Below are 26,624 nucleotides of genomic sequence, written 5' to 3' on the forward strand. Positions count from 1 at the left end.
AGCGCCGCCAACGCGCAGGATCACTCAGCGTCCGAGGTCGCCGCCGTCTTGCGCGGCCGACGGCTACGCGTCGTCGATTTGCGCGCGGTCTTGCGGGCAGCCGGCTCCTCCGCTGCGGCTTGAGCGGGCGCTTCCTGTGGCGCTTCATTGACCGACGCTGCTTCAACCGCTGGCGCCGCGGCCTTCTTCGTTTTCTTGGCTGCGGGCTTGCGGCTGCCACGTCCCGTGCGACGCGTCTCCTGCGTTGCCGGCGTTTCCGGCGTGCTAGCCGGCAACGCCTCAGGCAACGGTTCTGGATCGAACGTGAACATCGCGGGTTCGGCCACGGCTTGCTCATGCTCTTCGACTGGCTCGTCGTACGCAAAAGGAGAGCGGCCGCCGTGATTGCGCCGGACTTCAGGCTCCTCGGCCAGCGCTTCCGGCTCGTCGTGGCTAGCCACCGGTTCTGCGCGCACCGGCTCGGCCGGCAAGTCGCGGCCCGTCTTGCGGTTGCTTCGGCCGCGACGGCGTGCGTCATGCTTGTGGCCTGCGTCCGCCGGTTGGGCCGGTTCCGCCACCATGCTCTCCTGGCTCTGCTCCGCCGCTTCGCTCACCGACTCGCTGACAGTCGTCGCAATGGCGGCCGTGCTGCGATACACATACGCGCCGGATTTTTCGTCGCGGCCGAATTCGAGCAAGCCGCGCGCTTGCGCTTCTTCAAGCAGATTGCCGAAGGCACGAAAGCCGTAATAGGTTTCGTTGAAGTCGGGCTTGCGCCGCTTGATGGCGTTTTTCAGCACCGAGGCCCAGATCTTGCCGCTGTCGCCGCGCTCGGAGGCGAGCGCATCGAAAGTCTGCACGGCGATTTCCACTGCCTTGGTGCGGCGCGACTCCAGGTCTTCCTTGGGGCGCTTTTCTTCGTTCGGCGCGCGTTTGGCGGCGGCGGCCGTGGGCTGCTGCGCGGGACGTGCGGTCTCGCGCTTCACGACGGTCCGCTGACTTTCGCGCACGAGGTCGTCGTAGAAAATGAATTCGTCGCAGTTCGCGATCAGTAGATCGGACGTGGATTGCTGGACGCCGACGCCGATCACCTGCTTGGCGTTTTCGCGCAACTTGGAGACGAGCGGCGAGAAGTCGGAGTCACCGCTAATGATGACGAAGGTGTTGACGTGCGATTTGGTGTAGCAGAGATCGAGCGCATCGACGACGAGGCGGATATCCGCCGAATTTTTGCCGGACTGGCGCACGTGCGGAATTTCGATCAACTCGAAGTTGGCCTCGTGCATGGTGCCCTTGAAGCTCTTGTAGCGCTCCCAATCGCAGTACGCTTTCTTGACGACGATGCTGCCCTTGAGCAGCAGCCGCTCGAGTACCAGCTTGATGTCGAACTTCTCGAACTTCGCGTCGCGCACGCCAAGGGCGACGTTTTCGAAGTCGCAGAACAGCGCCATGCTGATGGTTTCGTTGGATGACGCCATGTATTTCTCCAATGAGGCAACCGTCGAACTCGACGGAATCGCGACCATGATAGCGACTCCTGCGACGGGTTTACAGGTTTGTGCGCGCGAGCACTTCCCGGCAAAGCAAAACGCCCTCGATTTCGAGGACGTTGCCGCGGCTCCTCCTGCGCACCCTCGGCGCAATACATCGCCGCAGATCAAAGTAAACGTGCCGAGTTTGTCATTCATTTCTGACTTTTGGCCGCTTACAACTACTCCCGTCGCTGGATTTGCAGAATTCGGCGCCATCCATGCAAGCGGAGCAAAGCGCGCCCGCAGCCCTCGCCTCTAGCGACGGGCCGGCGGTGTTACTGAGTAGAGTTGGCGGGACAAGCAGGGGACAGGTTCACCATGAATCAACCAGAAGCGATCAACGTCGCCGGCGGCGGCGCGGGCATCGAGGTCGAGAGTCGCTCGATCGACTACATTCCCGAAACGGAGCGGCATGCGCGCCTCGGCAGCCAGGGGCCGTTCTGGTTCCTCGGCAATTTCCATTTCTTCACGATCTCGATCGGCTTCGTCGGTCCGGGCATGGGCTTGTCGGCCGGGTGGACCACGCTCGCGGGCGCACTGGGGATCATGTTCGGCACCGTCTTCATGGCCTTCCACGGCTCGCAAGGTCCGGAGATGGGGCTGCCGCAGATGATCCAGTCGCGCGCGCAGTTCGGCTATCGCGGCGTGATCCTCGCGCTGCTCGCCACGTTATTCGTGTTCGTGGGGTTTAACGTCGTCAATGTTTCGCTGATTACCGACGGCCTTAAACACGTATTCGGCCTCGACGCGACAGTGGCCGCCGTGGTGGCGATTCTCGCCGGCGCGTTGCTGTCCATTTACGGCCACGATCTGATGCACAAGGCCTTCAAGTGGGCCCTGATCGTGACGTTGCCGCTGTATGCGCTGGTGACGCTGGCACTGATGTTCGGCGCCGGCCACAGCGCTTCGGCCACGACCGCCGCGGCGCCCGCACCGGCGCTCGGCTTCAGCTGGATTGCCTTTGCGACGCAGTTTGCGATCGGCGCCAGCTACAACATCTCGTATGCGCCGTACGTGTCCGACTATTCCCGCTACCTGCCGAAGCACACCAGCCGCCGCAAGCTGATCGCCGCGATCTTCCTCGGCGCGTCGCTGTCGGGAGCGTGGATGATCGGCCTCGGCGCCTGGCTCGCGCAGCAACTGAAGGCCGAGGATGCGCTGGTGGCCTTGAATCAGGTGGGTTCGTCGATGTTGCCGGGTCTCGGGCATGTGATCGTGATGGTGTCGGTGGCGGGCTTCCTGCCGATCATCGCGCTGAACACCTATAGCGCGATGTTGACGCTGCTCACCGGCGTCGATTCGATCCGCAAGGTCAAGCCGACGCGCCGCGCCCGTGTGATGTCGATCATGGCGATCAGCGCGGTCGTGCTGTTCTGCGTGCTGGCGATCAAGGGCAACGGCATCGCGCTGCTCAATACCTTCCTCGTGCTGATGCTTTACTTCCTCGTGCCGTGGACGGCGGTCAATCTGGTCGACTACTTCTTCGTACGCAAAGGCCGTTACGCGATTCCGCATTTCTTCACGCCCAAGGGCATGTACGGCGCCTGGCAGGTGCGTGGGATTGCTGCGTATATGATCGGGTTCGCTGCGATGGTGCCGTTTTTCTACGTGTACGACGCCGAAGCGCAGAAAGAGGTGTTCGTGGGCTACTTCGCGCGGCTGCTGGGTGGTGTGGATATCGCGTGGCTGGTTGGGCTGATTGTGTCCGGTGGCGTGTACTGGTTGCTGAGCCGCTCGCTCGATCTTCAGGCCGAGGAAAAAATCATTCGGAGTATGAAGGAAAGCGATTTCGCGGCGATCGCGCAGCGCGTGCAGGACGAGCGGTGAGAGAGGCGGGCGCGGCGTGTGGGCGCTGCTGCGCCGCTGGCGAATGCTCGGCCAACGCCAACGCCAACGCCAACGCCAACGCCAACGCCAACGCCCGCGGCCCAGCTCCCGTCCGCATTGAAGCGATGCTGCAACCTCAGCTCATATTGCGGTCCGCTTCAACAACCCCCAGCGCGTCGCGGCTCAGCAGCACGTCGTCAATCAGACCATAGGTCTTCGCATCGGCCGCCGACATGAAGTTGTCCCGGTCGGTGTCCTTCACGATCTGCTCGACGCTGCGCCCGGTATGCTGCGCCATCAGCGCGTTCAGGCGCTCGCGCTGATACAGCACCTCCCGCGCCTGGATCTCGACATCGGCGGCGGTGCCCTGGCTGCCGCCCGAGGGCTGATGAATCATGATCCGCGCGTTCGGCAGGGCGTAGCGCTTGCCCTGCTGGCCGGCGGTCAGCAGAAACGTCCCCATGCTGGCGGCAAAGCCCGTGCAGAGCGTCGACACTTCCGGCTTGATGAACTGCATCGTGTCGTAGATCGCGAGGCCGTCGTAGACCGAGCCGCCCGGCGAGTTAATATAAAAAGAAATATCCTTATCGGGATTCTCGGATTCGAGAAACAGCAACTGCGCGACGATCAGGCTCGCGGACTGCTCGTTCACCGGGCCGACCAGAAACACAATGCGCTCGCGCAGCAGCCGCGAAAAGATGTCGTAGGCGCGCTCGCCGCGACCGGATTGTTCGATGACGGTGGGCACGAGGCCGAGGCCCGTGAAGGAAGGGGTGCTGGAGTGCATGCGCGCCTCGTTTGCGGTTGGATGAGCGGACAACAACCCGGCGCCGCTGTGGGCGCGAGTGTCTGTCCACATGACGAAGGCGCGCGCCGAGGTGTGACAGGAAATTATTTGCACCGACCTGTCACACCAGGCGGCGTTCAAACGTCTACGTAGAGAGGATGCGGGCTGCCGCGCCAGTCATGATTTCGGCCCGCGCGGCGTTCTTCACGTTTCTGGGAGCATCACGAATGACGGAACAGGGAATCGACAAGGCCTCCGCCTTCGAGGCCGCCCGAGCGAGGCTCGTTGCGCTGGCCTACCGCATGCTGGGCAGCCGCGCGGAAGCCGAAGACGTGGTGCAGGACGTCTGGCTCAAATGGCATCTCGCCGATACCCGCGAGGTGCGCACGCCGCTGGCATGGCTGACTACCATCACGGCGCGCCTCGCTATCGACCGCTTGCGTCACCTGCAACGGGAGCGCAACGCGCGCGCCACCGGCTGGTTGCCGGAGCCGTGGCTTGAGGAGCTGGCGCCGTCGGCCGAAGAGTTGGCGCTGCGTTCGGCGGAGATGTCGTATGGACTGATGCTGTTGCTCGAGCGGCTCAAGCCCGATGAACGGGCTGCCTTTGTATTGCACGAGGCTTTCGATTGCGACTATGCGGAGATTGCCAGGATACTGCAGCGCACGCCTGCGGCTTGCAGGCAGATCGTGCATCGCGCGAAGACGCGTTTGCAGCGTGAGGGCGCGCCTTTGCAGCGGCCCGATCCGGCGGCGCATGCGCGACTCGTCGAACGTCTGCGGGCGGCGCTGGAAACACAGGATCGGGCTGGGCTGGTGCGTCTCTTTAGCGACGCGCCGGAGATCGTCAGCGACGCGCCTGTGCACGCGATGTGCGCCACGCATGCCGAACTGTTGTCGATCGACGGCATGTTGGGAATCGCATTGCTGAACCAAGGCGAAATCGCCGCGCTGCTCGATGTATCGACGAGCGGCGGCCGGATCGTAGCACTGCGCATCGTCACTCATGCCGCGCATCTGCAGTCAGTGCAACACCGCTACGGCTTGCCCGCAGTCGTGCGCCTGCTCAACACCATCCGCATGCGCAAGCCGCTCAGCACCTCAGTTACGGTGTGCAGCGACTTCCCAGTTGATGTCGACGCATAGCACCTGCATGCCGTGCGGTGTCTGCGCGGCAATCGACGCCGTCACGCAAAGGTGTGCTTCGTTGATCGACAGATAGGGCGGCGTCAGATGCACCTGCCCTGGCGTGCGCATCGCGCCGATGAAATACGGCCGACGCTCCCAGCTCGCGCCTTCCGAATGCAGCAGCGGGCGAAACCGCTTGGCGCGTTGCGACGCGCGTCCGGGCGGCAGCACGTTGTCGCCGATCTGCCGGCCGGAGCCGTCCAGCACGAAGCAGCGAGCCGTCTCGCCGAGCGAAAGCAACGGCGCGGTGGCATGAGCGACCGATTCGCCGGCCACCAGTTGCGCACTGGCCGTCTCAAGTGCCTTCGCATACGGCGCGAGCCGCGTAGCCTGGGTCCGTTCGCGCGCCGCCACACGCTCGCGCAGCGCGGCCGACAACGCATCCATCAGACCCGCAGCCGCCTGCGGCTTCACCGGTTCCACGCTCGGCCCCGCGAAAAACGCCCCCTGCACGAAATCCACATTGCATTCGAGCGCGATCAGCGCGTCGCGCTCGGTCGAGAGGCCGCCCATCAGCACCAGTTGCCCGGACTCGTGCAGCAGCGAGACGAGCCCCGGCAGCACGCGTTCGATATGCGAATGCTCGCTCGCCTGCGCCAGAATGCAGCGGTCGAGCGTGACGATGTCGGGCCGCAGATTCCAGACCCGATCGATGTTCGAATGCTTGGCGCCGAACCCGTCCAGCGCGATCAGAAAGCCCGATTTACGCAGCGCGTCGACGATCTCCGCAAAGCGCGTCGTCTCGCCACCGGCCTGCTCCGACACCTCGAGCACCACGCGTTGCGGCGGCAGACCGAGCGCCTTCAGCCCGGCGAGCAAGGCGTCGCCATAACTGGTGTCCATCAGTGCCGCAGGATGCAGGCTCAGGAAGAGCCATTCGTCGTGGCTGTCGAACGCGTTGAAATTGCCCAGATGCAGCGATTCGGCGAGCCGCCCGAGTTCCAGCAGATCGCCGCGCCGTGCGGCCTGGGTGAAGACTTCGTGCGACGGCACCTGCAGCGCATGTTCGTCATGGGCGCGCAGCGAGGCGTGATAACCGATCGCGCGCCGGTGCGACACGGAAAACACCGGCTGAAACACGCTGAACACCGTGTAGCCGCCGTACAGGACGGTGCGCCGGGAGCCTTCGTCGCCCGCCATGGGGCGCGGCGGCTGGAAGCCGGGAGGATCGAGTTCGATCATGCTCATGATGTGTCAGTCGTGTGAAGGGTGGCGGCGTAGCTGGCACGCATAAGGGGCAAGTTTACAGGATAGGCGAGCAAGAACCGTGCAAACGCCGGAATTAGGCTTCGCGCGTTGTCAACCACTCATTGTGCGCCGGTATGCGCGCTGCGGCTATGCGGCGCACAGCCGTGGTGCGCCGCGCGCCCTGTTGCGGGTCGGGCGAACTGCCGCGCAGGAGCGCCGGAAGATCTGCTGCGACGACTCGCGCCGCGCTTGACGCCTCAGTTCCGTTCGGACGGATCGGTCTTTTTCGCGGTGCTGCGGATGTCCGCCGATAGCTGCGCGAAGATCCACGACGAGCAGGACGTGATGATGCCGACGCACAGGAACGTCGCATGGAAGGCCGGCAACGAATTGGCTTCCGTCACCTTGTGGATCAGCCCGGTGAAGGTCGTCAGCAAGGCGCCCGCGACGGTGACGCCGAGGCTCATCGAGAGCATCTGTACCAGCGAAAACAGGCTATTGCCGCTGCTCGCGCCGCCGGTGCCGAGATCCTTCAGCGTGAGCGTGTTCATGGCGGTGAACTGCATCGAGTTCACACCGCCGAAGAACGCCAGTTGCACAAGCCGCAGCCACAGCGGCTGACTGACGCTCGTCAGCGAGAAGCTCGCCATGGCGAGGCCGACCAGCACGGTGTTGGTCACCAGCACGCTGCGATAGCCGTATTTCGTGATCAGCCGCGTCGCAAGACGTTTGGAGCTCATGCCGGCCGCGGCCACCGGCAGCATCATCAGGCCGGCTTCGAAGGCGCTGTAGCCGAGGCTCACCTGCAGCAGCAAGGGAATCAGATACGGCATCGCGCCGCTGCCGATCCGCGCGAACAGGTTGCCTAGCAGACCGACGCTGAACGTATTGATCTTGAACAGATCGAGCGGGAACAGCGGATGTGGCTCGCGCACCGCATGCAGTCCGTAGGCGACGAAGCAGGCGAGGCTCAGGATCAGTAGCACGAGCACGGTGGCTTGCTGGATGCCGAGTTCGGTGCGGCCGTCGAGCGCGAACGAGATCGCCACCATGCCCACCACCAGCAGCACATAACCCTTGATGTCGAACCTGGCGGTATCGGGGTTGCGGCTGTCCTGCATGAAGATGAAGGTCGCAATGCAGCCGACGATGCCCACCGGCACATTGATCAAAAAGATCCAGTGCCACGAGGCGATCTTGACGAGCCAGCCGCCGAGCGTCGGGCCAATCAGCGGTCCGATCAGGCCAGGAATGGCGACGAAGGCGAGAGCCGGCAGATAGCGTTCGGCGGGGAAGGTCCGCAGCACGGCGAGGCGCCCCACCGGCAGCAGCATCGCACCGCCCACGCCCTGCATGATGCGGTAGAGCACCAGTTGCGTCAGCGTGTGCGAGTTGGCGCACAGCAGCGAGCCGATGGTGAACACCAGGATCGCGCTGAAGAACACCTTGCGCGTGCCGAGTTTGTCCGCGAGCCAGCCGGACACCGGGATCATCACCGCCATCGTCAGCGAGTAGGCGATCACCACCGATTGCATGCGCAACGGCAGTTCGCCGAGACTCGTCGCCATCGCCGGCAGCGCTGTATTGACGATGGTGGAGTCGAGCGTCTGCATGAAGAAACCGGTGGCCACGATCCACAGCATCACGGTGAGTGAGCGTGCGGTGGGCTGAGCGGCGGGGGAGGCGGGTGTGACGGCGGCGTTCGGCGGATTGGACATGGAGGGCGGCTGCTCACGCGTACCGGACGGGCTGAGGAGTGCCCATTTTAGGGAAATCCGCGTGCCCGTGCAGTGTGGTTTACGGGGTGAGCTTTGCCGCCGCCTCGAAGAAGGCCTGCGCTCGCGGATCGCCGGCATACGCGGCGTTGATGCGGATCCACGGGCTTACCTCGGCGTTTGGCCGGAAATAGCTGCCCGGCGCGACGGTGACGCCGAGCGGCGCGCCGCATTCGACCAGCCGTGTGGAGTCCTCGACATGCGGCACGCGCGCCCACACGAACTTGCCGCCGAGCGGCGTTTCGAACACCTCCCAGCCGCTTGCTTCGAGTGCCTGGACGGTCGCGCCGAGCGCATCGCGCATGCGCCGGCGCAGCCGTTCGAGGTACTTGCGGTAGGTGCCGCGCTCGAGCATCGCCACGGCGACGGCTTCTGCAAAGCGCGAACCGCCGATGCTCGTCAGCATCTTGATGTCGGCGAGATCCTTGATGGTCGCGTGGTCGGCGACCACCACGCCGATTCGCAGCGACGACGACAGCGTCTTCGACAAGCCGCCCACATAGATCACGTGCTCGAGCTGATCGAGCGTCGCGAGGCGATCGGTGAGCTCGGTCTGGAAGTCGGCATAGATGTCGTCTTCGATGATCTTGAAGTTGTATTCGCGGGCGAGTTGCAGCAGCCGGAACGCGACGGGCGGCGAGACGATCGTGCCGGTCGGGTTGTGAAACAGCGTGTTGATGAAGAACGCCTTTGGCCGGTGCAGGCGCAACTGCGCTTGCAGCACCTCGAGATCCGGGCCGTTGCGGGTGCGGGGAATGCCCACCAGCTTTACGCCGTGCAGCTTCAGCAGACCGAACAGGTTGTAGTAGCCGGGATCTTCGACAAACATCGTGTCGCCGGCTTTCAGCATGTAGCGCATCAGCAGGTCGAGCCCCTGGCTCGCGCCATTGGTGATGAGGATCTGCGAGGCGTCGGCCGCGATGCCGAGTTGCCCGAGGCGGCTTTGCAGATGCTCGCGCAGCGTCGGGTTGCCGAACGGCGTCGTGTAGTCGACGAGGCTCGCGGGGTCCACCCGCGAGACGTGGCGGATCGCATGGCCGAGGCCGTCCATGTCGCGCCATGCTTCGGGGATAAAGCCGCTGCCGAGCTTGAGCGTCTCGCCGGGGTGGTTGAACTGCTGCAGGATGTGGACCGCTTCTTCTTCGGCCCGGCGCGGGTCCGAAATGCCTTGCGCGCCGCTCAGGCTGCGGTGCCGCTCCGCGACGAAAAACCCCGAGCCGTGGCGCGAATCGAGGTAGCCGAGCGAAACCAGCCGGTCGTATGCCTCGATCACCGGGAAGCGGCTCACGCCGTAGTCGGCGGAGAACTGACGGATCGACGGCAGCCTCGCGCCCGGGTGGGCGGCGCGCGAGCGGATCCACGCGGTGACGCCGGTGACGATCTGCTCGGTCAACGGGACGCCGCTGTCGCGGTTGAGTTCGATTTCGAGTTTCATGAGGTCGCGCGCCTAAACGCCGGTGAACCGTGCCTTTGGATCCTGCGGATGGATCCGGCTGCGGTCAACTGTCAGTTTTTTCAACTGCACAGTTTCGCGGAAACTGTTCGTAACTGTGCATGGGACTTCCATGATCGCACGGCAATAATCAAGTCAACCAGAAAAGCCGTTCAAGGAGCAATGCGATGCGTGAAATCCGTACTTTCGAACTCGATCATGGCGAGCCGGCAGCCGCCTGGCGTGTCACGCAGGCGCTCACGCTGCAGGTGATGGCGGGCGAGGTCTGGCTGACGGTGCAGGGAGATCTGCGCGACTATTGGCTGTCCGCGGGCGAGACCTTCGACCTGAAGCGCGGCGAGCAGGCGTGGGTCAGCGCGGGTCCGGGCAGTGCAAGGCTTGCCCTTGCATTTGCGAGCGGCTCGGAGGGCGTGCAGATTCGCCCCGCTGCGACGCGGGCGTGGCAGTCCGTCCGGAGTCTGATGCCGCGCTGGCTGCAGACGATCTGAAGGGCGGGAGCGTCGGACGAGCAACCAGGCTGCGGCGTATCTCCGTCAGCCGGCCTGCTCATCGTTCTGCTCATCGTTCTGCTCATCGTTCTGCTCATCGTTCTGCTCATCGTTCTGCTCATCGTTCTGCTCATCGTTCTGCTCATCGTTCTGCTCATCGGCCTGCTTCGTACTCCCCAATGTATCGCGCGCGCGGCCGGATCAAGCGGCCGTCCGCGCTTTGTTCCATGGCGTGCGCGATCCAGCCCACTACCCGGCCGACCGCGAACAGCGTGAACGCGGCGCCGGCGGGCAAGCCCAGCACGCGTTCGATCGCCGCCAGCGCGTAGTCCAGATTCGGCTCCGTACCGGTCGTCTCGCGCACTCCACGGGCCAGTGCATGGACCTCGGCAATTGCCGAGCGCGCCGGCGCGCATTCCGTCAGCACATCCAGCAACACGCGCGCACGCGGATCGCCGTCCGGATACAGCGGATGCCCGAAGCCGGACAACACGGCGCCGTAGATGCCATGCTCGCCGGGGTTGAGACGGGTGGCCAGAAAGCGATCGAGATCGGGCGCGCGGGCGGCTTCGTCGAGCACGGCGGCGGCGCGTATCGACTCGCCGCCATGACGCGGGCCCGATAACGCCGCAAGACCGCCCGCCACTGCGCCGAACAGATGGGTCCCCGTCGACGTGATGCAGCGGACCGTGAACGTCGAGGCGTTCAGTTCATGATCCGCGCAGGCGACCAACGCCGCGCGCAACACGCCGATTTGCTGCCGGTTGCGGATACCCCAGGCGGCGGCGAGTTGCCGGTGCATCGGCTCGTTCGACGGCGCCGCCGAGATCAGCGCCGCCGCCAGCAGACGCATCACCGCGCACGCCGTGTCGAGTTGCGCATCGCGGCCTTGCGCCCAGACACGCGGCATTTGCGCCGCGGCGGCCGGTAGCAGCACCAGCGCGCGGTCGAGCGGCGTGCTGTCGCTCCACAGCTTGAGCCATGCGGACCACTGTGCCGCGCCAAGCAGCGCCGGCGCTGCTTCGCCCAGGCGGCGCGGGCTGCATTCCCATAGCAGCGCCGCCACTTCCTCGAGCGAGGCCGTGCGCGCCAGTTCCACCGCATCGCTGCCGCGATAGAACAGGTGGCCGTCGGCGATCAGCGTGATGGACGATTCGAGCACCGGTACGCCCCAGTCGAGCACCTTCTGCGCCACCTTGCCGGCGCGCTTGCCGTCTGCCTTGCGGCGCGCGAGCCGCCGCACTTCGGCCGCGTCATAGAGCCGGTGCTTGCCGTGCGCATCCGGCGCCGAATGCAGCATGCCGCGGCTCACATAGGCATAGAGCGTCGGGACGCTGATGCCGAGCAGGGCGGCGGCTTCGGTTGCGGTGAGCTGGGTGGACATGGATATAAGCGGGCGAGAAAACCGGAGAAATCAATATATATTGATTATCTTAATCAAGATTGATCGAAGTGGGGTGAAATTCTAGACTGGCTTGGCAGGCCTCTCTCCACCTTCACTACGATTCGCCATGACACCTCATCTCGCACTCGATCATCTCTGGACCGCGGCCGGTTGCGACACCGCCGCGCTCGACACCGTTTCGCTGACGGGCGAAGACCCCGGCCTGCCTTCGATCTACCGCGTCGGCACGCTCGCCAGCGCGACGATCGCCGCGACGGGTCTCGCCGCCGCCGAATGCTTCCGCCTGCGTACCGGTTGCCGGCAACGCGTCGAGGTCGATATGCGGCGCGCACTGGCGGCGTTTCGCAGCGAGCGCTATCTGCGCGTGAACGGCGGTTCGCCGCCGGCGCTGCGCGATCCCGTGATGGGCTTCTACGCGACACGCGATGGCCGCTGGATTCAGTTGCACACCAATTTCCCGCATCATCTGGCGGGCATCCTGAAGGTGCTGGGTTGCAGCAACGATCGCACGGCGGTCGCCGAGGCGATTCGCGGCTGGGACGGCGCGGTGCTCGATCAGACGCTCGCCGACGCCGGCCTGTGCGCCGCGTTGATCCGCTCGCCGCGCGAATGGGCCGCTCACGAGCAGGCCCAGGCCATCGCCAATCTGCCGCTCTTCGAAATCATGCGGATCGGCGATGCGCCGCCTGAGTCCGCCGGGCGTGGCGGCGTCGATCGGCCGTTGGCCGGCGCAAGGGTGCTCGACCTGTCGCGCATCATCGCGGGGCCGGTGGCGGGACGTGCGCTCGCGCAGCATGGCGCGCAGGTGCTGATGATCAATGGCCCGCACCTGCCGAACATCGAGCCGCTCGTGATCGACAACGGCCGCGGCAAGCGCTCGGCGACGCTCGATCTGCGCGACGCCGCGGGCCGCGAGCAGTTGCGTGGCCTGGCAGCCGATGCCGATGTGTTCCTGCAGGCCTACCGGCCGGGCACGCTCGCCGCGCGCGGCTTCGCGCCGGAGGCGCTGGCGCAGGTGCGTCCCGGGATCGTGTGCGTGTCGATTTCCGCGTATGGGCACACCGGACCGTGGGCACAGCGCCGGGGCTTCGACAGCCTCGTACAGTCCGCGAGCGGCATTGCGTGGACCGAGAGCCGCGCGGCGCATAGCGACGAGCCGAAGCATCTGCCGTGTCAGGCGCTCGACCACGCCACCGGCTACCTCGCGGCGTTCGGCGCGATGGTCGCGCTGGCGCGCCGCGCCACGGAGGGCGGTAGCTGGCATGTGCGCGTGTCGCTGGCGCAGACGGGGCGCTGGCTGCAATCGATGGGACAGATCGAGGACGGTTGGCGCTCGCCCGAGGTCACGTCGGAGGATGTGCAGGACTGCACGGAAACCGTCGATTCGCCGTTCGGCACGATTCGCGGGACCTTGCCCGCTGAGCGTCTGACGGAGACGCCGGCGTTCTACGGCAGGCCGCCCGTGCCGATCGGCACTGACGCGGCCGTCTGGGCGGAACAGGAATAGGCGCGGACGGCAGGCGGGCGTGCAGCACGCGTCGGGCAGCGACAGCGCGTCGAGTCGCCGTGCCCCTACTGCGCTTGCGCGAACCTGCGCGGCTCGCCCTGCGAACTACTTGCGCAGCTCCGCGACGAAATCGTAGTAATCGTTGCGGCAATACGTGTCGGTCAATTCGATCGCGCGCTGGTCCGCGGTGTAGCCGACCCGCGTGATCAGCAGCAGCGCTTCGTTCGGCGCAATGCTCATCTGCTGCGCGATCTCGTCGCTCGCGTTGACCGCGCGGAAATGCTGCAGCGCGCGCACGATGCCGAGGCCACGTTGCTCGAGGTAGCTGTACAGCGAATCGCCGATCGCCTGCGGATCGGGAATCACCGCGGCCGGGAAGGTCGAGTTTTCCACCGCCATCACGATGCCGTCGGCCAGCCGCAGACGCCGCAGGCGCGTCACCGCGGCCGCCGGCGAGAGGCCGAGTTGAATCACTTCATCGCGATTGGCCGGCACGATTTCGCGCGAGATCCATTCGGAGCTCGGACTGAAACCGCGCCGCCGCAGCATTTCGCTGAAGCTCGACAGACGCGAGAGCGGGTCTTCATAGCGCGGCGTGATAAAGCTGCCCGCCCCCTGGGTACGGCGGATCAAACCCTGTTCGACGAGCAGGGCAATCGCCTTGCGCGCGGTGATCCGCGAGACGCCGAGCGCGTCCGACAACACACGTTCGGAGGGTAGCGCCTCGCCTGCGTTCCAGCGGTTTTCATGAATCGCGTTGCCGAGCTTGCGAGCGAGTTGCAGATAAAGCGGCGTATCGTTTTCCGGGTCCGGGCGCAGGTCGCGCCAGCGGTCTTCCGAGGCAGAGTTCATGGGGCAGACGCAAGAAGGGCAAGCGGCAATTCTATGACATCGGCGCGCTGCGTTATAGCGGGCTTTTGCCTGGGGGCCGATTTGACAATTCGCGAGCAGCTAAACTGGGCAGATAACTGGCTATCGGGCATCCGCAGCAAGCCCTCCGCCACCGGCCCTCCGTAATGAACCCTTCGCACCCCAAGGAGACAACATGTCGACCGCCATCGCCACTGTGAGCTTGCCCGACGGCGAGCGCATTCCGAAGCTCGGGCAGGGCACCTGGGAGATGGGCGAGCAGCCCGCGCGCCGCGCTAGCGAGATCGCGGCGTTACGCGCCGGCGTCGAACTGGGCGTGACGCTCATCGATACCGCCGAGATGTACGGCGACGGCGCGACCGAAAGCCTGCTCGGCGAGGCGCTCGCCGGACTGCGCGAGCGCGTTTTCCTCGTCAGCAAGGTCTATCCGCACAATGCCAGCCGGCGTGGCGTGCAGGCGGCCTGCGAGCAGAGCCTGAAGCGCCTGAAGACCGACCGGCTCGACCTGTATCTGCTGCACTGGCGTGGTTCGGTGCCGCTCGAAGAGACGGTCGAAGGCTTCGAGGCCTTGCGCCGGGCGGGCAAAATCCGTCACTGGGGCGTCAGCAACTTCGACACCGACGATATGGAGGCGTTGATCGCCGCGCCGGGCGGCGACGCGTGTGCGACCAATCAGATTCTCTACAACGTCGCGCGGCGCGGTGCGGAATTCGATCTGTTGCCATGGCTCGCCGCACGGGACATGCCAACCATGGCGTATAGCCCGGTGGATCACGCACGCTTGCCGAAGCGCTCGCCGCTCGACGACATCGCCGATGCGCGCGGCGTCTCCGTGTTTCAGGTGGCGCTGGCGTGGGCGCTGCAGCAGCCAGGCGTGTTCGCGATTCCGAAGGCAGGGCGCGTCGAGCACGTGCGCGACAATCATCGCGCGCTCGAACTGCAACTGGATACCGGCGAACGCGCGGCTATCGATGCGTACTTCAGGCCGCCGCGCAGCAAGCGCCCGCTCGAAATGCTGTGACGCTCGAGGCCGGCTGCGCTCAGTTGCAGGCGTGATGCAGATGGACCGAGCCGAGTACGGCGACTTCGGCGGGGGTGCGTTTGAGGGACTCTTCGTTGACCTGAGCAGCGTCGCCGACGAAGTCGTCGACGATCGATGCAACCGGCACGTTGCGCAGACACAAGGACACGCGTTGGGTTTCGTTGGCCGGCAGCGAGGCGCGCTGACCGAGGAACAGCACGCCGTATTGATAGCCGTGGATGATGCCGCGTATCGCGCCGACGCATTGGCCCTCGGCGACGTTATCAGCCTTCTGCTTGCAGGTCTGCATCAGCGACCAGGCGGAAAAGGATGGATCGACGGGAGGGGCGGCCTGTTGTTGCGCGGCCTGCTGTGCTGCCTGTTGTGCCGCCTGCTGTGCCTGCTGATCCGCCGTTTGCGCGTGTGCCAGCGTGGCGAAGCCGAGTGCTGCTGCCATCAGCAGGCCGGTGGCTGTTCGCGCTGCGGCGCGGGGGACATGTGCTTGCATGTTGAGGTGCCCTCATATCGAACGTTGAATCTGGTATGAGGGCGTTGCCGCTGTTTGGTTCCAGCCGGTTTGACGCGCATGGGGTTTGCGTCGATCCGGATGTATGTGATGGCTCGTCATCGGCCCCGGCCTGGGCGGTGACGCTCGACCGGGGGATCGAGACGTCACCGCCTGCACTTGCCGGGAGGGGCTGCCGCGACGGAGCACGGCGTGCGGTAGGGAACGGCTCGGGGGCGCCGTTCCCGTGGATCTAGTGTCCGTTACCGCCGTTGCCGTTGCCACCGCCGTTGCCGCTTCCACCCTTGCCTCCGTGACCGCCGCTGCCGAAGCCTCCGCCAAAGCCGCCAGGACCGCCACCGAAGCCACCCGCAGGACCGCTGCCGCAACCGCAGCCGCTGCCCATGCCACCGCCAAACCCGCCGCCGGGTCCGCCGCCATGACCACCACTGCCGGGGCCACCACCGCTGGGACCACCGCCGCTGGGACCACCGCCGCTGGGGCCACCGCCGCTGGGACCGCCACCGCTGGGACCGCCGCCGCTGGGACCACCGCCGCTGGGACCACCGCCGCTGGGACCGCCACCGCTGGGGCCGCCACCACTAGGACCGCCACCGCTAGGACCACTACCACCGCCCTTCGCGCCGCCACTCGGGCCGCTGCCGGCGCTAGCGCCAGCGTCACCCGACCCTGCACCGGCATTGGCGCCTGCGCCACCAGCACCTGCGCCCGCACTCGCCGCGCCGGCACCCGCGCCGCCAGGTCGATGCGACGTGCAGTTCCCGGACTCGGTGTTACGGCACTCCTGAACCGAGAAGATCGTCGCGACATCGTCAGCCATGGTGGTTGCATAGGCTGCCTCGCCGGTCGCGGACGGGTCGTCCTGCGCGAGTTGGGTCGTCGCGGCCGCACCGCTGGCGGGCAACGGAGCAGCCGCTGCAACCGCCGGCTTCATGCCGCTTACCGACGAATCCGCGTAGGCCGCATGACAGGCCAGCAACCCCGCGCCCGCAGCCAGTACAGTCACTCCTCTGGCTATCCCGTAGTAGTACTGATTTAATCTTATGGTCTTCATTACTTCTCTCCCGAGGAGGCGCCAGCTCCTCGTCCGCTGCCGTCTCTCACGCCGTTTCGTCCGCGAATGGCCTGTTGCGTTGCGGGCCTCATCGCTCCCCGAGTTCGCTTTGCGCGCCACGTGCCACTGCATAACGCACGCGATGTGCGCGGAACGCTGTCACCGTTCTGCCGATCGTTGGTGGCTCCGGCTCGTGTGAGTGATGCCCCCTCCCCCGCGCGGTCAGGCAAACGCCGGTTGCCCGTTCGTTTGCCGCGCGCGATGTCGACGGTGCGCGGCGTACCGCGGCGCCGGTCCATCTGGATGGAGTTCAGCAAGGCGGTTCGCGCACGCGGCTGGATCGTTCAACGCGGGCCGGATACCGCTTCTTCTATAGCGATATCCATGCCATTGCCCGCGGAAGCCCGTCCGATGTGGCCTCTCTGCGATGGGCGCGGCGCGGGGCAGGGTGAATCGACGGAAAACGTTTCGGACGTGAAACGTCGTGCTATGCGTCGCGCGCTGCGCCTTGCAGTGCGCGCAGGTCGTGGAGGGGGATGTGGCAGCGGATCCTGTGCCCGTCGCCGGCATCGACGAAGGGCGGGTCCTGCTGTTCGCAGAGGGCGCCGAGCTTGCGCGGACAGCGCGTATGGAACACGCAGCCCGAGGGTGGCGCCGCCGGGCTCGGGACTTCGCCGGACAGGCGGATCCGCTCGCCGTGCGCGGCGGCGTCGAGCGCGGGGGCCGAAGACAACAGCGCTTCGGTATAGGGATGATGCGGTCCGTCGAACACCGCGGCGGCCGGTCCGATCTCGAGCAGGCGTCCGAGGTAGAGCACGGCTATGCGATCGGACAAATAGCGCACCACGTGCAGATCGTGCGAGATGAACACGTAGCTCACGCCGCGCTCGCGCTGCAGATCGGCGAGCAGGTTGAGGATCGAGGCTTGCACCGAGACGTCGAGTGCGGAAGTGGGCTCGTCGCAGACCACCACGCGCGGTTCGCCCGCAAACGCACGCGCAATTGCAACACGCTGCTTCAGCCCACCAGACAATTGGCGTGTGCGTGCGCCCAGATAGCGATCGGGCAGGCGCACTGCCGCCGTGAGCGCGGCGAGCCGTTCGTCCTGCGCGGCGCCGCGCAACGCAGCGAGCCGCGACAGCGCGCGGCCGATCAGCCGCTTCACCGAGTGCGAGCGGTTGAGTGCCGAGTCCGGGTTCTGGAACACGATCTGCAGCGATTTGACCTGCTCGTCGTTGCGCCGGGTGACGCGTGCCGGCAGCGGCGTGCCGTCGAGTTCGAGGACGCTACCGGCGTCGGGTGCGAGCAGACCGAGCATCAGCTTGGCGAGTGTGGTCTTGCCGCTGCCCGATTCGCCGACGAGGCCGAGTGTCTCGCCGGTGGCGAGATCGAGCGAGACGTCGTCGACGGCCTTCACCGCGACGCCCGAGACGTGGAAGGTCTTCGAGACCCGCTCGGCGCGCAGCACCAGTGCGCCTGAGCTGGCGGCCTGCGCCTGCGCCTGCACGGCTTTATCGGCGTGCGTGCGCGGTGCCGGCACGTCGGCGTTCGCGCGGGGCAATTCCAGCGCGCGTTCGTGATAGTGGCAGCGCGACATCTGATCGCCGTGCGCAGCGGCCACCCGGTGCGGCGGCGGCGCCTCGCGGCGGCAGCGGTCGTCGGCAAGACGGCAGCGCTCCGCGTAGATGCAGCCTTGCGTGACCGAGCCGGGCGCCGGCAACTGACCTGCAATCGTATCGAGCCGCTCGAGCGTCTTGCTGCGGCCCGAAGTGGGCAGGCAGCGCAGCAGCCCAACGGTGTACGGATGACGCGGCCGTGCAAACACGTCTTGCGTGGCGCCTTCTTCGACGAGCTTGCCCGCATACAGCACGCCGACCCGCTCGCACATGCGCCCGATCACCGCGAGGTTGTGGCTGATGAACAGCACCGAGGTGCCGAGTTCTTTGCGCAGTTGCGCGACGAGATCCAGCACTTCGGCTTCGACCGTGGCATCGAGCCCGGTGGTCGGTTCGTCGAGAATCAGCAGGGCAGGGTTAGAGGCCAACGCCATTGCGATCACCACGCGCTGCTGCATGCCGCCCGACAATTGATGCGGATAACTATCCATCACCCGTTCGGGCGCCGCGATGCGCACGCGCTTTAGCATCTCCAGCGTGCGCGTGAGCGCTTCGCTGCGGGTGGCGCCGGCGGCTTCGAAGGCTTCGGCGACCTGACGCGCAATCGTCATCGACGGATTCAGCGCGCGCCCCGGGTCCTGGTAGACCATCGAGATCGCCGTCGCGCGCAAGTTGCGCAATGCGTCGGCGTCGAGCGCCTGCACATCCTGTCCGGCAATCAGGATCTTGCCCGCTTTCACCTTGCCGTTGCGCGGCAGATAGCGCAGCGTCGCCATCGCCATGGTCGACTTGCCGCAACCGGATTCGCCCACGAGTCCATAGGCTTCGCCACGTCGTACGCGCAACGAGATGTCGTGCAGGACCTCGCGGTCGCGTCCGCGAATCCGGTAGGTGACCGTCAGACCGACGACGGTCAGGGCGTCGGCGCGCTCGCTCTTCGAGACGTCGAAGGCGGGGAACGAGGCGGGCGGTGGGCCGTTCATCGGTCGAGTACGCCTTGTACGCTGTCGGCGATCAGGTTCACGCCGACTACCAGCGAGGCAATCGCCACCGCGTCGAAGACGACGGTCCACCACGCGCCGCCGGCCATCAGCGTGTACGACTCCGACAACGCGAGGCCCCAGTCGGCGGACGGCGGCTGAATGCCGAAGCCGAGAAACGACAGCGTCGCCACCGCGAAGATCGCGTAGCCGAGGCGCACGGTGGCTTCGACGATGATCGGCGGCAGCACGTTCGGCAGGATCTCCACGAACATGATGTACGGTGCACGTTCGCCGCGCAGTTGGGCCGCGGCGACGTAGTCGAGATGGCGTTCGGCGAATACGGCGGCGCGTACGGTGCGCGCGGTGATCGGCGTGAAGGTAATGCCGATCACGAGGATCACCGTGAAGTTCGATGCCCCGACGGCGGCCAGCGCGAGCAGCGCGACGATCACGAGCGGCAGCGCCAGCACGGCGTCGATGGCGCGTCCCACCACGTTGTCGACCCAGCCTTCGAAGTAGCCGACCACGAGGCCAAGCGCCGTGCCGGCCACGGTGCCGAGCAGCGTGGCGAGCGGCGCAATGGTGAGGATGTCGCGCGCGCCGACAATCACGCGCGAGAACACGTCGCGGCCGAGCTGGTCGGTGCCGAACCAGTGCGTATGATCGGGTGGCGTCAGCGAGTTGAGCGGGTCGGAGGCATAGGCGTCGAGCGGCGCGATCCACTGCCCGGCAAGCGCGCACACGACCCACCACACCACGATCACCACGCCGACCACGAAGGTCGGCGAGCGCAGCAGCACGCGCAACTGATCGAAGCGGGGCTCGCGCGTCTGAGGGGGCGGCGTAGCCGGGACGATCGTGCTCATTCGCCGCTCCTCACGCGCAGACGCGGATTGAGCAACACCTGCAAGGCATCGGCGGCGAGATTCGCCACCGTATAGACGACGCCGATGGTCAGCACGCCGGCTTCGAGCATCGGAAAGTCTTTCGCCTTGGCGGCGTTGTAGATCAGCGAGCCGATGCCCTGGTAGTGGAACAGCGTCTCTACGACGACGAGGCCGCCGATCATGTAGCCGAGCTGCGTCGCGGCGACGGTGATGGTGGGCAGCAGCGCATTGCGCAACACGTGTCGCCAGATCACGACGTGTTGCGGCAGGCCCTTGAGAATGGCGGTACGGGTGTAATCGGCGTCGAGCGCTTCGACGGTGCCGGCGCGCGCCATGCGCGCGATGTAGCCGAAGAACACCAGCACGAGCGGCATGACCGGCAGGATCAGATGCTTCAGTTGTTCGAGCACGCCGGCGCCGGGTGGGTAGGTGGCTTCGATCGGCAGCCAGCGCAACCATACGCCGAAGATCAGGATCAACGCGATCGACGACACGAATTCCGGCACGACCGTCGCCGACAAACCGGCGATGCTGATGGTGCGGTCAAGCCAGCGTCCCGCATGCATCGCGGCCCAGACGCCGCCCGCAATCCCCAACGGCACGACGACGATGAACGCGAGCAGGCCGAGCTTCGCGGAATGCGCGAGCGCATCGGCGATGAACGGTCCCACCGGCTCGCGATAGGCGTACGACAACCCCATATCGCCGCGCAGGAAATGCGTGATCCACTCGACGTATTGCGTCAGCAACGGCCGGTCCGCGCCGAGCTGATGATTGAGCGCGGCGACCGCGCGCGCGTCGGCGAGCGGGCCGAGAATCGAGCGGCCGATGTCGCCGGGCAGCAACTGGCCGCCCGCAAACACGATCATCGACAGCAGCCACAGCGTGATCAACGACAGCGCAAGACGGGTCGCAAGAAAGCGCGCGACCCGTCCCGCGTTGCCGGTTGCAACGCGAGGCGGGGAGGGGGTGAGCGCGGTCGACATGATGGGCGGGTGGCGGAGCGCGCCGCGATCAGGCAGCGGGACGTGGTGTGCTGACCATTACGCGCTGAGCGTCACCTTGTCGAAGTACAACTGCGCGAGCGCCGTAAAGCGCATGCCGTTGACGCCCGCGCGCATCGCAATCAGTTGATCGTAGAAGAACGGAATGATCACCGGTGTCTCGTCGAGCAGCAGCGTCTGGATCTGCCCTGAGAGCTTGCGCTGCGAGCCGATGTCGACGGCCGCGACGAACTGCGCGACCAGTTGGTCATACTGAGGATTCTTGAAGTGCGCGGCGTTCCAGGTGCCGGTGCTCGTCAGCGGCGCGTTCAGGAACACGTTCGGCACGCCACGATGGCCGTAGTCGGTGATGCCGAGCGGCGAGTCGAGCCAGTCCGATTTGCCGGGCGTGCCCGCGCCGTAATAGAGCGACTGGCTCTCCACCTTCAGATTGATGCGCACGCCGATCGCCTTCGCCGCGTTTTGCACGACCACGGCGAGATCGGGAATCTCCATGTACTTTTCGGTGGTGAGCGTGACGTCGAAGCCGTTGGCGGCGCCCGCTTGCGCAAGCAGTTGCTTTGCCTTGGCAAGGTCGATCTTGCGTTGCGGCACGCCTGCGTCCGACGATGGAAACACCGGCGCAAACGGGCTGTCGTTGCCGAGTTGCGCCTTGCCGCGAAACAGGCCGCGCACGATCACATCGCGGTCCAGCGTCAGGGCCAACGCCTGGCGCACGCGCTTGTCCTTGAAGAGCGGATCGTCGTTGCGCATGTGGATCTGGCGATGCGCGCTCGACTTCACCGCTATCGTCTTGAACTCGGGGTTGTTCATGAGGCCCGCGCCGCCCTGTACGGTGAACGTGCCCATCACGTCTGCCTGGCGTCCTTGCAGCGCGAGAATCTGCGCCTGCTCGTCGGCGTAGAACGAGAACTGTACGCGTTGCGGTAACGCTTTGTTGCCCCAGTAGTCGGGATTGCGTACGAACGAGGCGCCCACCTTCGGCGTGTACTTCTCGAGCTTGAACGGACCCGTGCCAATAAAGCTCTTTTCGTAGTTGCCCGCGTAGCTGGCCGGCAACAGGATGGCGTTGTAATTGTCCGAGGAAACGTAGTAGGGGAAGTTGCCGTTCGGCGCGTCGAGATGGAAGGCGACCGTATGATCGTCGACGGCCTGGGTGCCGCCCTTGGACAGCACGCCCTTGAGTACCGAGAGCGCCGCAGAACCGCTGGCCGGATCGGCGAGGCGGTCGAAAGTCGCCACGACGTCTTTGGCGGTGAACGGCTGGCCGTCGCTGAACTTCACATTCGGACGTAGCTTGAAGGTCCAGACGTCGCCCTTGTCGTTCGGCTTCCATGAGAGCGCGAGCGCCGGCTTCAGGACCAGTTGCTGGCCGTCGTCGTCGATCAGGAATTCGCCGGTCTGAACCAGCAGCGCGAGGCCGCCGGCGTCGGTGACGGTGAGCGGGTCGATCGCGCCGGTCGGCGTCAGATGGGCCACGCGGATGGTCGCGTTGGCTGCGCCCGCGGTGCCTTGGGCACGCGCTTGCGGCGAGGCGAACAGGCCGCCGCCGGCCAGCGAGAGCCCGATGACGCTGGCGTAACGCAGGAGTTCGCGGCGCGACAGACGGCCGGCAAGGAATTCGTCGATCGCGTGATTGCCGTATTGATCGGCGCTGTGCCGTGCCGTGTCGAGCGCGAGGAGTCGGTCCGCGGGAGTCTTCATCGATGGGGTGTCCAGTCCGTTCTGATAGGTGCCGGGCGGCGGACGCACGGCAGGGGCGACGGTATTGCGATGGCGAAAAGCGGTTTCAGTGTAAGCGATTGCCCACCGATTCGGAATGCTTGCGGCGGCCTCGCACCGGCCTCACGCGCTTAAAAGGGTCAACCTGTGTCGCGCTGACAACGTTCGGCGGACCGCCGCCGGCAGCCCTTTCAGCGCCGTATAACACTTGCCGATGCACCGGCAGAAGAACCGCTGCGACAGCGACATCCTTACCGGTCGGCTCAGGGCTCGTGCGGATGCTTGTGAATCGGATCGACCCAGAACACGGTTTCGGGCGCTTCGACGGCGTCGATGTTCAGATTCACCACGACGGCTTCGTTGTCGCTGCGCACCAGCACGCATTCGAGCGGGTCGTCGGTACTGGCGTTGATCTCCTGATGCGGCACGTAGGGCGGCACGAAAATGAAATCGCCGGGACCGGCCTCGGCGGTGAACTCGAGGTGCTCGCCCCAGCGCATGCGCGCCTGGCCACGCACCACGTAGATCACGCTTTCGAGCGCGCCGTGATGATGCGCGCCGGTCTTGGCATTCGGGTGAATCGTCACTGTGCCCGCCCAGATTTTTTGCGCGCCGACGCGCGCTGCGTTGATCGCGGCGGCGCGGTTCATGCCGGGGGTTTGCGCGGTGTTCGAATCGAGCTGATCGCCGCGGATGACCTTGACGCCGTGTTCGCGCCAGTCGACGGGCGCGCCGGCGGCGTCGGGTTCATGGGAGTGGGCGTGGTCGTGGTCGTGCGGATGGTCGTGGCTCATGGCGTGTCTCCGGTCGCTGGCGAAAAAAAGCCCGCTCGCAATGAACGGGCCTTTTCCAAGCCAGGTTTCAGCGCTTACTTCTGCTTCGCATTGATCACCGCTTCGGCGACGTTGTTCGGCGTCTCGGCGTAGTGCTTGAACTCCATCGTGTACGTAGCGCGGCCTTGCGTTGCGGAACGCAGCGAGGTCGAATAGCCGAACATCTCCGCGAGCGGCACTTCGGCGCGCACCAGCTTGCCGCCGCCTCCGGCGATGTCTTCCATGCCTTGCACGAGCCCGCGACGGCTCGACAGGTCGCCCATCACGTTGCCCATGAAGTCTTCGGGCGTTTCCACCTCGACAGCCATCATCGGTTCGAGCAGCACCGGCTTGGCCTTGCGCATGGCTTCCTTGAACGCGATCGAACCGGCCATACGGAACGCGTTTTCGTTCGAGTCGACGTCGTGGTACGAGCCGAAGGTCAGCGTCACCTTCACGTCGACCACCGGATAGCCCGCCAGCACGCCGGCCTTCAGCGTTTCCACAATACCCTTGTCGACCGCCGGGATGTATTCGCGCGGAATCACGCCGCCCTTGATGGCGTCGACAAATTCGTAGCCCTTACCTTGAGCCGACGGTTCCAGCGTGATCACTGCGTGCCCGTACTGACCGCGGCCGCCCGATTGCTTGACGAACTTGCCTTCGACATCCTCGACCTTGTTGCGCACCGTTTCGCGGTACGCAACCTGCGGCTTGCCAACCGTGGCTTCCACGCCGAACTCGCGCTTCATCCGGTCCACCAGAATTTCCAGGTGCAACTCGCCCATCCCGGAGATGATGGTCTGGCCGGATTCTTCGTCGGTCTGCACGCGGAACGACGGGTCTTCCTGGGCGAGACGGTTCAGCGCAATGCCCATCTTTTCCTGATCGACCTTGGTCTTCGGCTCGACGGCCTGCGAAATCACCGGCTCAGGGAAGATCATCTTTTCAAGGATGATGACGTGGTTCGGATCGCACAGCGTGTCGCCCGTGGTCGCTTCTTTCAGACCGACTGCCGCGGCAATGTCACCCGCGTAGACTTCCTTGATTTCCTTGCGCTCGTTCGCATGCATCTGCAGGATCCGGCCGAGGCGTTCCTTCTTTTCCTTGGCCGAGTTGTAGACGGTATCGCCCGAATTCACCACGCCCGAATAGACGCGGAAGAAAATCAGCTGGCCGACGAACGGGTCGGTCATGATCTTGAAGGCGAGGGCGGAGAACGGATCGTCGTCTTTCGGATGACGCTCGATTTCGTTATCGTGCTCGTCGTGACCGGTGATGGCGGGGATGTCGAGCGGCGACGGCAGATAGTCGATCACCGCGTCGAGCATCGCCTGCACGCCCTTGTTCTTGAACGCGCTGCCGCACAGCATGGGCACGATCTCATTGGCGATGGTACGCACGCGGATGCCGTGCTTGATTTCCTCTTCGCTTAGCGTCTCGCCGCCCAGGTATTTGTCGAGCAGTTCCTCGCTCGCTTCAGCGGCGGCCTCGACCATCTTGTCGTGCCATTCCTTCGCCGTAGCCGCGAGCTCCGGCGGGATGTCCCGGTACTCGAACTTGATGCCCTGGTTCTCTTCGTCCCAGTAGATCGCCTTCATCTTGACGAGGTCAACCACGCCCTGGAAATGATCTTCCGCGCCGACCGGAATCTGGATCGGCACCGCGTTGCCCTTCAGGCGATCGCCGATCTGCCGTTGCACGCGGAAGAAGTCTGCGCCGACCCGGTCCATCTTGTTGACGAACGCAATGCGCGGCACCTTGTACTTGTTCGCCTGACGCCACACGGTTTCGGACTGCGGCTGCACGCCGCCGACCGAGTCGTACACCATGCACGCGCCGTCGAGCACGCGCATGGAGCGCTCGACTTCAATCGTGAAGTCGACGTGGCCCGGGGTGTCGATGATGTTGATCCGGTGTTCCGGATAGTTGCCGGCCATGCCTTTCCAGAAAGCAGTCGTGGCAGCCGAGGTGATCGTGATGCCGCGCTCCTGTTCCTGCTCCATCCAGTCCATCGTCGCCGCACCGTCGTGAACTTCACCGATCTTGTGAGTCACGCCGGTGTAGAACAGGATGCGTTCGGTGGTGGTAGTTTTGCCGGCATCGATGTGAGCGCTAATGCCGATGTTCCGGTAGCGCTCGATGGGAGTCTTGCGGGGCACGTGAACCTCCTTGGAGTGGTTCGCCGGTGACGGGCGTCGCGCGGCGCGCGAAGCCGCCCGGACGATCTCGGTGCTGCTGTAAGACTATAAGCATAGCGCGTGACACCCGCTTTTGCAGGATTCTTGCCAGGCGGGCGTGACGGCCAGCCCGTGGGCGTTGCGGCGGCATGTGCAGGTGCAAAAAAGCCGGTGGTCCTGGAAGGCCACCGGCTTCGCGGATGGGGCGGGCGGCGGGAAGGCGAAAGGCCGGCGCCTGGTTGGCCGGCGGCCGCGTACATGTCCTCGGCCTTCTGCCTGCGCTGAGCGCGCTGACTGCGCTTACTGTGCCGCGGGCAGGCCCTGCATCGTCATCCCCGCCTTGATGCCCTTCGACTCGAACCAGTTCTTGCTCATTTCCAGCGCATAGACGCCGTTGTTGCGCGGGCAATGGTTGTTGGTGGTCTCGGCATCCATTTCGTCGATGTCGGTGATCGTGCCGTCGGCGCGCATGAAGGCGATCGACAGCGGGATCAACGTGTTCTTCATCCAGAAGCAGTGCACGGCGTTCTCGTTGAACACGAACAGCATGCCTTCGTTGGGCGCGAGTTGCGTACGGTACATCAGGCCTTGCTCGCGATCCGGATCGTTGGCGGCCACGGCGGCGTCGATGACGAACATGCCGACCGTCAGCCTGGTGCGCGGGAAGTCGCCGGGCTGCTTCGCACCGGGCGGCATCTGCTGCGCGTAGGCGTTATGGACAGGGGCCAGCGTGAACGAAGCGGCAGCCAACGGCAATGCAACAGCAAACGCAAAACGCGCAAACAACGAGCGCAGGGAAATTCGCACGGCAGGACTCCAGG

Annotated in this window: 23 protein-coding genes; 6 read left to right on the forward strand and 17 right to left on the reverse strand. The window is 65.5% G+C overall.

Going from position 1 to position 26,624, the window contains the following annotated elements; genetic code table 11:
• Positions 1-20: 20 nt before the first annotated feature.
• Positions 21-1,457: an NYN domain-containing protein gene (locus P3T42_RS23090; RefSeq protein ID WP_429307343.1), complete on the reverse strand. Its 1,437-nt coding sequence runs from the start codon at positions 1,455-1,457 to the stop codon at positions 21-23.
• Here P3T42_RS23090 and P3T42_RS23095 point away from each other — a divergent pair.
• Together P3T42_RS23095 and P3T42_RS23100 are read left to right on the forward strand one after the other, a co-directional pair.
• On the forward strand, positions 1,456-1,770 hold the full coding sequence (locus tag P3T42_RS23095; RefSeq protein ID WP_429307344.1) for a hypothetical protein: 315 nt from the start codon (positions 1,456-1,458) through the stop codon (positions 1,768-1,770). The two genes, P3T42_RS23090 and P3T42_RS23095, sit on opposite strands and share 2 nt — an antisense overlap.
• A gap of 59 nt (positions 1,771-1,829) precedes the next feature.
• Positions 1,830-3,338, forward strand: coding sequence for a purine-cytosine permease family protein (locus P3T42_RS23100; protein ID WP_429307345.1), 1,509 nt, complete (start codon positions 1,830-1,832; stop codon positions 3,336-3,338).
• 136 nt (positions 3,339-3,474) lie between these two features.
• Here the strand turns inward: P3T42_RS23100 and clpP are convergent, their stop codons facing one another.
• Positions 3,475-4,125, reverse strand: coding sequence for an ATP-dependent Clp endopeptidase proteolytic subunit ClpP (clpP, locus tag P3T42_RS23105; RefSeq protein ID WP_429307414.1), 651 nt, complete (start codon positions 4,123-4,125; stop codon positions 3,475-3,477).
• Between the two features lie 227 nt (positions 4,126-4,352).
• Here clpP and P3T42_RS23110 point away from each other — a divergent pair, with 227 nt between their 5' ends.
• Positions 4,353-5,270 carry a sigma-70 family RNA polymerase sigma factor gene (locus P3T42_RS23110; RefSeq protein ID WP_429307346.1) on the forward strand — a complete coding sequence of 306 codons (918 nt, stop codon included), beginning with the start codon at positions 4,353-4,355 and terminating at the stop codon, positions 5,268-5,270.
• Here the strand turns inward: P3T42_RS23110 and P3T42_RS23115 are convergent.
• The 3 genes from P3T42_RS23115 to P3T42_RS23125 all read right to left on the reverse strand — a co-directional run bounded on the left by P3T42_RS23115 (position 5,226) and on the right by P3T42_RS23125 (position 9,710).
• Positions 5,226-6,500 (reverse strand): EAL domain-containing protein, encoded by a 1,275-nt coding sequence (locus tag P3T42_RS23115; protein ID WP_074300604.1) that lies wholly within the window; start codon positions 6,498-6,500, stop codon positions 5,226-5,228. The genes P3T42_RS23110 and P3T42_RS23115 overlap by 45 nt on opposite strands.
• 257 nt (positions 6,501-6,757) lie before the next feature.
• Positions 6,758-8,218: a multidrug transporter subunit MdtD gene (gene mdtD, locus P3T42_RS23120; protein ID WP_429307347.1), complete on the reverse strand. Its 1,461-nt coding sequence runs from the start codon at positions 8,216-8,218 to the stop codon at positions 6,758-6,760.
• A 79-nt stretch (positions 8,219-8,297) separates the two neighbouring features.
• Positions 8,298-9,710 (reverse strand): PLP-dependent aminotransferase family protein, encoded by a 1,413-nt coding sequence (locus P3T42_RS23125; RefSeq protein WP_074300602.1) that lies wholly within the window; start codon positions 9,708-9,710, stop codon positions 8,298-8,300.
• 185 nt (positions 9,711-9,895) lie between these two features.
• On the opposite strand from P3T42_RS23125, the gene P3T42_RS23130 reads away from it, so the two are divergent.
• Positions 9,896-10,216 (forward strand): DUF2917 domain-containing protein, encoded by a 321-nt coding sequence (locus P3T42_RS23130; protein WP_074300601.1) that lies wholly within the window; start codon positions 9,896-9,898, stop codon positions 10,214-10,216.
• A gap of 45 nt (positions 10,217-10,261) precedes the next feature.
• Here P3T42_RS23130 and P3T42_RS23135 read toward each other — a convergent pair whose 3' ends face one another.
• Positions 10,262-10,396, reverse strand: coding sequence for a hypothetical protein (locus P3T42_RS23135; protein ID WP_429307348.1), 135 nt, complete (start codon positions 10,394-10,396; stop codon positions 10,262-10,264).
• On the reverse strand, positions 10,371-11,600 hold the full coding sequence (locus P3T42_RS23140) for a citrate synthase family protein (RefSeq protein WP_429307349.1): 1,230 nt from the start codon (positions 11,598-11,600) through the stop codon (positions 10,371-10,373). The genes P3T42_RS23135 and P3T42_RS23140 overlap by 26 nt, the downstream gene beginning before the upstream one ends.
• Before the next feature lie 127 nt (positions 11,601-11,727).
• On the opposite strand from P3T42_RS23140, the gene P3T42_RS23145 reads away from it, so the two are divergent.
• Positions 11,728-13,128 carry a CoA transferase gene (locus P3T42_RS23145; protein ID WP_429307350.1) on the forward strand — a complete coding sequence of 467 codons (1,401 nt, stop codon included), beginning with the start codon at positions 11,728-11,730 and terminating at the stop codon, positions 13,126-13,128.
• Positions 13,129-13,233: 105 nt separating this feature from the next.
• Here P3T42_RS23145 and P3T42_RS23150 read toward each other — a convergent pair whose 3' ends face one another.
• Positions 13,234-13,980, reverse strand: a complete 747-nt coding sequence (locus P3T42_RS23150; protein ID WP_074300598.1) for a GntR family transcriptional regulator — start codon at positions 13,978-13,980, stop codon at positions 13,234-13,236.
• A gap of 193 nt (positions 13,981-14,173) precedes the next feature.
• Here P3T42_RS23150 and P3T42_RS23155 point away from each other — a divergent pair, with 193 nt between their 5' ends.
• Entirely contained in the window at positions 14,174-15,019 is an 846-nt protein-coding gene (locus tag P3T42_RS23155; protein ID WP_429307351.1) for an aldo/keto reductase, read from the forward strand.
• Between the two features lie 19 nt (positions 15,020-15,038).
• Here the strand turns inward: P3T42_RS23155 and P3T42_RS23160 are convergent, their stop codons facing one another.
• The 9 genes from P3T42_RS23160 to P3T42_RS23200 form a co-directional block, all read right to left on the reverse strand.
• Entirely contained in the window at positions 15,039-15,527 is a 489-nt protein-coding gene (locus P3T42_RS23160) for a hypothetical protein (RefSeq protein ID WP_429307352.1), read from the reverse strand.
• 250 nt (positions 15,528-15,777) lie between these two features.
• Positions 15,778-16,599, reverse strand: a complete 822-nt coding sequence (locus tag P3T42_RS23165) for a hypothetical protein (protein ID WP_429307353.1) — start codon at positions 16,597-16,599, stop codon at positions 15,778-15,780.
• Between the two features lie 487 nt (positions 16,600-17,086).
• The gene (locus tag P3T42_RS23170; RefSeq protein WP_429307354.1) at positions 17,087-19,198 is read right to left on the reverse strand and encodes an ABC transporter ATP-binding protein; all 2,112 of its coding nucleotides are present in this window, start codon (positions 19,196-19,198) and stop codon (positions 17,087-17,089) included.
• Positions 19,195-20,064, reverse strand: coding sequence for an ABC transporter permease (locus P3T42_RS23175; RefSeq protein WP_074300594.1), 870 nt, complete (start codon positions 20,062-20,064; stop codon positions 19,195-19,197). Before P3T42_RS23175 ends, P3T42_RS23170 begins: the two co-directional genes overlap by 4 nt.
• The gene (locus P3T42_RS23180; protein WP_074300593.1) at positions 20,061-21,071 is read right to left on the reverse strand and encodes an ABC transporter permease; all 1,011 of its coding nucleotides are present in this window, start codon (positions 21,069-21,071) and stop codon (positions 20,061-20,063) included. The genes P3T42_RS23175 and P3T42_RS23180 overlap by 4 nt, the downstream gene beginning before the upstream one ends.
• A gap of 57 nt (positions 21,072-21,128) precedes the next feature.
• A complete protein-coding gene (locus P3T42_RS23185) occupies positions 21,129-22,793 on the reverse strand; it encodes an ABC transporter substrate-binding protein (protein ID WP_429307355.1) in 1,665 nt (554 codons plus the stop codon).
• A 281-nt stretch (positions 22,794-23,074) separates the two neighbouring features.
• A complete protein-coding gene (locus P3T42_RS23190; protein WP_429307356.1) occupies positions 23,075-23,605 on the reverse strand; it encodes a cupin domain-containing protein in 531 nt (176 codons plus the stop codon).
• 74 nt (positions 23,606-23,679) lie between these two features.
• Positions 23,680-25,785, reverse strand: coding sequence for an elongation factor G (fusA, locus tag P3T42_RS23195; RefSeq protein ID WP_074300591.1), 2,106 nt, complete (start codon positions 25,783-25,785; stop codon positions 23,680-23,682).
• A 318-nt stretch (positions 25,786-26,103) separates the two neighbouring features.
• On the reverse strand, positions 26,104-26,610 hold the full coding sequence (locus P3T42_RS23200) for a DUF192 domain-containing protein (protein ID WP_429307357.1): 507 nt from the start codon (positions 26,608-26,610) through the stop codon (positions 26,104-26,106).
• Positions 26,611-26,624: the final 14 nt, after the last annotated feature.

Source organism: Paraburkholderia sp. GAS38 (assembly GCF_050434965.1).
In the GTDB taxonomy this organism is placed as follows: Bacteria; Pseudomonadota; Gammaproteobacteria; order Burkholderiales; family Burkholderiaceae; genus Paraburkholderia; species Paraburkholderia phenazinium_A.

Bases quoted from the DNA above. Each gene is read 5' to 3' on its own strand.
- P3T42_RS23095 (WP_429307344.1), top strand. From the start codon at position 1,456: ATGTATTTCTCCAATGAGGCAACCGTCGAACTCGACGGAATCGCGACC.
- P3T42_RS23090 (WP_429307343.1), bottom strand. From the start codon at position 1,457: ATGGCGTCATCCAACGAAACCATCAGCATGGCGCTGTTCTGCGACTTC.
- P3T42_RS23100 (WP_429307345.1), top strand. From the start codon at position 1,830: ATGAATCAACCAGAAGCGATCAACGTCGCCGGCGGCGGCGCGGGCATC.
- clpP (WP_429307414.1), bottom strand. From the start codon at position 4,125: ATGCACTCCAGCACCCCTTCCTTCACGGGCCTCGGCCTCGTGCCCACC.
- P3T42_RS23110 (WP_429307346.1), top strand. From the start codon at position 4,353: ATGACGGAACAGGGAATCGACAAGGCCTCCGCCTTCGAGGCCGCCCGA.
- P3T42_RS23115 (WP_074300604.1), bottom strand. From the start codon at position 6,500: ATGAGCATGATCGAACTCGATCCTCCCGGCTTCCAGCCGCCGCGCCCC.
- mdtD (WP_429307347.1), bottom strand. From the start codon at position 8,218: ATGTCCAATCCGCCGAACGCCGCCGTCACACCCGCCTCCCCCGCCGCT.
- P3T42_RS23125 (WP_074300602.1), bottom strand. From the start codon at position 9,710: ATGAAACTCGAAATCGAACTCAACCGCGACAGCGGCGTCCCGTTGACC.
- P3T42_RS23130 (WP_074300601.1), top strand. From the start codon at position 9,896: ATGCGTGAAATCCGTACTTTCGAACTCGATCATGGCGAGCCGGCAGCC.
- P3T42_RS23140 (WP_429307349.1), bottom strand. From the start codon at position 11,600: ATGTCCACCCAGCTCACCGCAACCGAAGCCGCCGCCCTGCTCGGCATC.
- P3T42_RS23145 (WP_429307350.1), top strand. From the start codon at position 11,728: ATGACACCTCATCTCGCACTCGATCATCTCTGGACCGCGGCCGGTTGC.
- P3T42_RS23150 (WP_074300598.1), bottom strand. From the start codon at position 13,980: ATGAACTCTGCCTCGGAAGACCGCTGGCGCGACCTGCGCCCGGACCCG.
- P3T42_RS23155 (WP_429307351.1), top strand. From the start codon at position 14,174: ATGTCGACCGCCATCGCCACTGTGAGCTTGCCCGACGGCGAGCGCATT.
- P3T42_RS23160 (WP_429307352.1), bottom strand. From the start codon at position 15,527: ATGCAAGCACATGTCCCCCGCGCCGCAGCGCGAACAGCCACCGGCCTG.
- P3T42_RS23165 (WP_429307353.1), bottom strand. From the start codon at position 16,599: ATGAAGACCATAAGATTAAATCAGTACTACTACGGGATAGCCAGAGGA.
- P3T42_RS23170 (WP_429307354.1), bottom strand. From the start codon at position 19,198: ATGAACGGCCCACCGCCCGCCTCGTTCCCCGCCTTCGACGTCTCGAAG.
- P3T42_RS23175 (WP_074300594.1), bottom strand. From the start codon at position 20,064: ATGAGCACGATCGTCCCGGCTACGCCGCCCCCTCAGACGCGCGAGCCC.
- P3T42_RS23180 (WP_074300593.1), bottom strand. From the start codon at position 21,071: ATGTCGACCGCGCTCACCCCCTCCCCGCCTCGCGTTGCAACCGGCAAC.
- P3T42_RS23185 (WP_429307355.1), bottom strand. From the start codon at position 22,793: ATGAAGACTCCCGCGGACCGACTCCTCGCGCTCGACACGGCACGGCAC.
- P3T42_RS23190 (WP_429307356.1), bottom strand. From the start codon at position 23,605: ATGAGCCACGACCATCCGCACGACCACGACCACGCCCACTCCCATGAA.